Here is a 5614-nt window from a genome sequence, read left to right on the forward strand (position 1 = left end):
GGACGGGCGGCGGCGGCGGGGCGGCCGGGGCGGGCACGCGCGCGCCCGCCACCCCCACCCGGGCCCGCGCGGGGGGGCGCCGGGGCGCGGCCCGGTGCGCGGGCGCCCCCCGCCCGGCCGCGGCGCCGGCCGAACGCCGCCGGCTCAGCCGCCGGATGCAGGTCATCTTCCAGGACCCGTACGGCTCGCTGAACCCGGCGCGCACGGTCGGCGACACCCTCGTCGAAGGGCTGCGCTTCGCGCAGGGCGTGCCGGCGGAGAAGGCGACCGCCCGTGTCGCCGCCGTGCTCACCGAGGTGGGGCTCGACGCCTCCGCCGCGGGCCGGTACCCGTCCGCGTTCTCCGGCGGCCAGCGCCAGCGCATCGCCATCGCCCGGGCCATCGTCGGCGACCCCGAGTTCATCGTCTGCGACGAGGTGGTGAGCGCGCTCGACCTCTCGGTGCAGGCGCAGGTGCTTAAACTTCTGGCACCGCTCAAGGTCGAGCGGAACCTAAGCTACCTGTTAATATAGCACGACCTCGCCGTCGTCCGGTACCTGAGCGATGAGATCGTGGTGATGCACGCCGGCCGCATCGTCGAACGCGGCGCGGCGGACGTCGTCGGCACCGCGCCGCTGCACCCGTACAGCCGCGCCCTCATCTCCGCATCACCCGTGCCCGACCCGGACGAGCAACGCCGCAATCGTGCGCTGCGGCAGGCGACCCAGCGATCCGCGGCCGGTGTCACCGCGTCCGTCGGCTGCTCGTTCGCCGCGCGGTGTGCGCTCGCCACCGACGTCTGCCGCACCGAGACGCCGGCCCTCGTCAGCGACCGATCCGAGCACGCCGTGGCGTGCCACCACATGGAGCAGCTCGTTCCAGTGAGAAGGGGAGCATGAAGCTCGAACCAGAGGTGCAGGCGCACCTCGACGCCGCCGACCTGACCGGGATGGACACCGCCGACTTCCCGACGCTGCGCGCGTTGCTCAGCCGCGAGATCGACCGGATCTTCCTGCTGTTCGGTGAGCCCGGGCCGGACGTCGATCGCCTCGTCGATCACCAGGTGCCGGTCGTAGGTGGCACGATCCTCGTCCGCACCTATCACCCCGCGGCGGAAGGACCGCTGCCGGCGCATGTCCTCGTGCACGGCGGCGGCTGGACGACCGGCTCGGTGCACGAGCTGGTGGCCGACGCGACGGCGCGGCACCGGACGGTGTCGGCCGAGTGTGTCACCGTCCTGGTCGAGTACCGCCTCGCTCCCGAGTTCCCGTTCCCGACGCCGCTCGACGACGTCGTGGCGGCGGTGCGCTGGGTGCGCGACCACGCCGACGAGTTGGGTGTCGACGCGGACGTGATCACCCTGGGGGGCTCGTCGGCCGGCGCCAACCTCGCGGCGGCGACCGTGCTGGCGGCGCCCGACCTCGACGTTCGCGCACTCCTGCTCGAAGTGCCGGCGGTCGACCTGCGGCGCGAGGGCATCCGCCGACCGGTCGAACTCGAACCCGAGCGCTACGAGGGCGTCCTGTCGGTCACCGCCGACTACGAGAGCGTGGTCGGTGCGTATCTGCCGGACCGTGTCCTCGCCGACTCGCCGCTCGTCTCGCCGGTGCTGGCGGACGATGTGTCGGTGTTCCCCGAGACCTTCATGCTGACCGCCGAGCTGGACGTGCTGCGTCCGGCGGCCGAGGACTTCGCGCGCAGGCTCGACGCTGCCGGGGTGCCCGTGCACATCGAGTGCTATCCCGGCGCGTTGCACGGGTCGCCCATCCTGACCCGCACCTGGGCGACCGCCCGGCGATGGCACGACGACACGCTCGCGATCCTGCGCGACATCCATTCGCGGGCCGGAGCGGCGCGATGACCGAGGGCACGGTGACGATCTACGACGTCGCCGAGCGCGCGGGCGTCTCGATCACGACCGTCTCGAACGCGCTCAACCAACCCAACCGCGTCGCCGCCAAGACCCTGCAGCGCGTGCTCGCCGCTGTCGACGAACTGGGCTTCACGCCGAAGGCGGCCGCGGTCAGCCAGGCCCGCAAGGGTGTCGGACGTATCGGCGTGCTCGCCCCGTTCTCGTCCTACGAGTCGTTCCGCACCCGTCTCATGGGCGTGCTCGCCGCGTGCTCCGGCAAGTCGGTCGAGGTCGTCGTCTTCGATCTGGAGTCGGCCGCGGAATCGGTCTCGCCGTTGCTGAGCGTGCTGCCGACGACCGGTCGCCTCGACGGGTTGCTGCTCATGGGGGTCCCGCTCGAGGAGGCGATGGCCGAGCGGCTCGCGCAACGCAAGCTGCCGACCGTGCTGGTCGACAGCTTCCACCGCAAGCTGCCCAGCGTGAACGTCGATGACGAGCGCGGTGGCTACCTCGCCGCTGAATACCTGGTGCAGCAGGGCCATCGCCGCTTCGCGTTCGTCAGCGAGCGCCAGCAGTCGGACGCCTTCCTGTCGCAGGGGCAGCGGCGCCTCGCCGGCTTCCGCCGAGCGCTCAGCGATGCCGGTCTCGGGGACGACGCGCTCGAGCACGTGGTCACCAGCCATGACATCGCCGGCGGCAAGAAGGCGGCACGCGCGCTGCTCGAGCGGGACTCGTTGCCCGACGCCGTGTTCGCCCACTTCGACGACCTCGCCGCGGGCCTGCTCGCGGGCTTCCGTGACGCCGGCGTCCACGCCCCCGACGATGTCGCGATCATGGGCTACGACGACGGTCCCCTCGCCGAGGCACTCGGCATCACCACCGTGCACCAGCCGCTCGTCGAGACCGGACGCGAGGGCGCCCTCCTCCTGCTCGACGACATCGCCACCCACCACACGAGCGCGCGCCAGATCCTGCTGTCCGCCGAGCTCGTCGTACGCGACACCGCCTGACCCTGAAGGAACCGACATGGACCCCACCGCGCTCGACCCACGTCTCGCCGACCTCGTCGGCCGGGTCATGACCGACCTCGCACTGCACGGCATGCCCGCTCCGCCGCCGTCCGCGCCGGCGCCGGGCCAGACGCACGAGGACTGGGTCGCGACCGTCGCCACCGTGCGCACGCAGCACGACGAGCTCGCGCAGGTGCTGACGAAGCACATGCGGATGGCGGCGCCGGAGGTCGGCTCGGTCGTCGACCACGAGATCCCCGTCGACGGCGGCACGATCGCCGCCCGCGTCTATACGCCGCCAGGCGCCGGGCCCCACCCGGCGGTCGTCTTCTTCCACGGCGGGGCGTTCTGGCTCGGCGGCGGCGAGATCGGCTTCGGTCTCACCGACGACTACTGCCGCGTCTTCTGCGACCGACTGTCCGCCGTGGTCGTGAACGTCGACTACCGCCTCGCGCCCGAGGCCCCGTTCCCGAAGCAGTTGCACGACAGCTACGCCGGGCTCGCCTGGACCGTCGAGCACGCCGACGAGCTGGGCGTCGACACCGATCGCGTCGCCGTGATGGGCGCGAGCTCGGGCGGTAATCAGGCGGCTGCGGTCTGTCTGCTCGCCCGTGACCGCGGCGGCCCGCGCATCACCGCGCAGATCCTGCACGTGCCGGTGCTCGACCTGACCTGGGGTTCCGAGTCGGTCCGAGCGGATCCGGGCTTCGCGGCCTTCGATGACCTCGTGCGGCTGTACGCAACCGACGAACAGCGGCGCGAGCCGCTTGTCTCGCCACTGCTCGCGACCGACCTCGCGGGCTTACCGCCCGCGGTGATCGTCACCGGAGCCTTCGACGGGTTGCGCGACGACGGACGCCGCTTCGCCGAACGACTCGCCGAGCAGGGCGTTCCGGTGACACACACCGTATACCCGATGCTGCACAACATCGCCCTTCCCGAGACCACGATGCAATTCGTCGACGACGTCGTCGGTGCGGTCACGCCGCTGCTGGCGCCGAATGCCGTGTGAGGCGGACGCAGGGCCATGACACTGGCGACCCGGGTGGCCGTTCGAGTTGGGTCTTGTGACGTGACTGGGAGGTCGTGCGGCTGGTGTCGGTGGTGCGTTACCGTCGCGCTGAGCCGTGCGGGGCGGTGACGGCACGAGCACGAAATTCTGCCGATTCCACTCCAGCGGCAACGATGTCGTGGCGTCGGTGAGCGACGCACTGGGCGCAAGTCGTTTTGTACCGCGCAGCGAGCATTGAGGTCTCGCCCAGGCACAGACGGAGCTGTCGCTCCACAGCGCCCGTCAGGAGCTGAACGCATGCTTGTCGTGCCGCCGACGAGGTGGTGGTAGCCCTACTTCGGGTCGGGTCGGCCTCGATTCGTCGTGCCATCCGTTGCATGGCTCGGTCGGAGTTGCGGATCAGCCGCTCTGCGCGACGCCGCCGTCTGCGCGCGTCGCGCCGGGGATCGTCGACGGGGCCCAGACCGCCGATGGCACCACCATCATCGAGTGGTGCCGTCAGGCTGCGTTCGAGAGCGGTGCCGGCGACGAGGCGGGTGACGTCCTCGACATGGTGCAGCACGCCGATCGTCTTCCCGGTGGCGTCCCGGATCGGGGAGTTGACAGGCAGCCACGTCTTGCGGACGAACCCCCGGTCGCGGTCGATGACGTCGTAGCGCTGCGTCTGCATCCGGTCGGGCCGACCCCTGAGCAGGGCGCCTTCGAAGGACGCCGTGAGGCGCTCGACGCTGCGCGCCTCGGGTGTGGCGGGGTTGTCGGGAAAGACGTCGAACATGAACTCGCCGACCATGTCGGCGATGTGGTGATGCGTGGCCTGCTGGTACGCAAGGTTGGCGGCGCGGATCCGGAGATCCACGTCCAGCAGGAGGTAGGGCGCTGCACTGACGCGGAACGCCATGCTGGAAGCGATGCTGCGAAGCGCAGTGTCGGCGCGACTCAACCCGAATCACCTCGATCCCGTGTGATCCAACGGTAGTCGGGGGCGACCGCGTGGCAAGCCGTCAGACGCGCATTCTTGCGGAGTCGAGGACTGCCGCATGGACGGCGCGGGCGAGCCGGGCTCCCCAGGTCGAGCGCACCCCGCAGAACGGCTCGTCACCGGCGGTGGGGCACGCGATGGTCACTGCGTCCGACGGCGTGCCCGTGCCTGGGACGCCGAGTTCCAGCAGGGCCTGCGTCTTCGCCTCGGTCGCCGTGCAGAGCCCGCCGAGCAGCGCGGCCGGCGTCAGCGCGACGGGCACGAACGCGACGATGTTGATCGTGCCGACGTGCGGCGCCGGGTCGTCCGGTGCGGCCGCCCAGGTCGGGTGGCTCAGCCCGACGGTGACCTCGGCGCTGACGCCGGCGTCCTCCGCGCGGCCGACACGGTTGATGTCCGCTGCGGTCAGCATCGTCGTGCCCGCACCGCGCAGCCCAGCCAGCGCGGCGAGCTCGGCGGCGTGCGCGTCCAGGTCGACGCGGTCGTAGTCGTGGCTCACCTGGGCGTTGACGATCCACGCGCGCTGCCCGAGACCGCCGCCGGCGGAGGCGGTGGACGCGACGAACATCGGCTGGCCGAGACGCCAGACGAGGAAGGGGAGGTGCTCGCCCTGCTCGTGGCGGTTGCACCACTCGCTGCCGGTCATCGCACCGGCCCGCGGAACGGGACGACGACCAGCCGTCCGTCCTCACCGGTGATGACGCGCACCCGCGCGCCGAACGAGGAGGCGAGCAGGTCGGGCTCGAGCACATCGCTCGGCGTCCCCGCGGCGCGCACCTCGC

At 71.6% G+C, this 5614-nt stretch carries 7 protein-coding genes; 5 read left to right on the top strand and 2 right to left on the bottom strand.

Features of this window, described 5'->3' with window-relative positions; genetic code table 11:
- The 5 genes from ACTHMS_RS04135 to ACTHMS_RS04155 all read left to right on the top strand — a co-directional run.
- On the top strand, positions 1 to 512 hold a 512-nt coding region (locus tag ACTHMS_RS04135; RefSeq protein ID WP_440305403.1), incomplete at its 5' end, for an ATP-binding cassette domain-containing protein.
- Between the two features lie 45 nt (positions 513 to 557).
- Entirely contained in the window at positions 558 to 878 is a 321-nt protein-coding gene (locus tag ACTHMS_RS04140) for an oligopeptide/dipeptide ABC transporter ATP-binding protein (RefSeq protein WP_440305409.1), read from the top strand.
- A complete protein-coding gene (locus ACTHMS_RS04145; protein ID WP_440305404.1) occupies positions 875 to 1840 on the top strand; it encodes an alpha/beta hydrolase in 966 nt (321 codons plus the stop codon). Before ACTHMS_RS04140 ends, ACTHMS_RS04145 begins: the two co-directional genes overlap by 4 nt.
- Entirely contained in the window at positions 1837 to 2841 is a 1005-nt protein-coding gene (locus ACTHMS_RS04150) for a LacI family DNA-binding transcriptional regulator (protein WP_440305405.1), read from the top strand. Before ACTHMS_RS04145 ends, ACTHMS_RS04150 begins: the two co-directional genes overlap by 4 nt.
- A gap of 16 nt (positions 2842 to 2857) precedes the next feature.
- Positions 2858 to 3853, top strand: a complete 996-nt coding sequence (locus ACTHMS_RS04155; RefSeq protein ID WP_440305406.1) for an alpha/beta hydrolase — start codon at positions 2858 to 2860, stop codon at positions 3851 to 3853.
- Positions 3854 to 3950: 97 nt separating this feature from the next.
- On the opposite strand, the gene ACTHMS_RS04160 is transcribed toward ACTHMS_RS04155, so the two are convergent.
- Positions 3951 to 4751 (bottom strand): PAS domain-containing protein, encoded by an 801-nt coding sequence (locus ACTHMS_RS04160; RefSeq protein WP_440305407.1) that lies wholly within the window; start codon positions 4749 to 4751, stop codon positions 3951 to 3953.
- 103 nt (positions 4752 to 4854) lie between these two features.
- Complete coding sequence (locus ACTHMS_RS04165; RefSeq protein WP_440305408.1) at positions 4855 to 5478, bottom strand: adenosylcobinamide amidohydrolase; 624 nt, start codon at positions 5476 to 5478, stop codon at positions 4855 to 4857.
- Positions 5479 to 5614 lie beyond the last annotated feature (136 nt).

Source organism: Jatrophihabitans sp. (assembly GCF_051960575.1).
Classification (GTDB): domain Bacteria; phylum Actinomycetota; class Actinomycetes; order Mycobacteriales; family Jatrophihabitantaceae; genus JBQCEE01.

What these genes read in the sequence shown, in the direction of transcription:
- ACTHMS_RS04140 (WP_440305409.1), top strand. Translation starts at nt 558, where the DNA reads ATGCACGCCGGCCGCATCGTCGAACGCGGCGCGGCGGACGTCGTCGGC.
- ACTHMS_RS04165 (WP_440305408.1), bottom strand. Translation starts at nt 5,478, where the DNA reads ATGACCGGCAGCGAGTGGTGCAACCGCCACGAGCAGGGCGAGCACCTC.
- ACTHMS_RS04160 (WP_440305407.1), bottom strand. Translation starts at nt 4,751, where the DNA reads ATGGCGTTCCGCGTCAGTGCAGCGCCCTACCTCCTGCTGGACGTGGAT.
- ACTHMS_RS04150 (WP_440305405.1), top strand. Translation starts at nt 1,837, where the DNA reads ATGACCGAGGGCACGGTGACGATCTACGACGTCGCCGAGCGCGCGGGC.
- ACTHMS_RS04155 (WP_440305406.1), top strand. Translation starts at nt 2,858, where the DNA reads ATGGACCCCACCGCGCTCGACCCACGTCTCGCCGACCTCGTCGGCCGG.
- ACTHMS_RS04145 (WP_440305404.1), top strand. Translation starts at nt 875, where the DNA reads ATGAAGCTCGAACCAGAGGTGCAGGCGCACCTCGACGCCGCCGACCTG.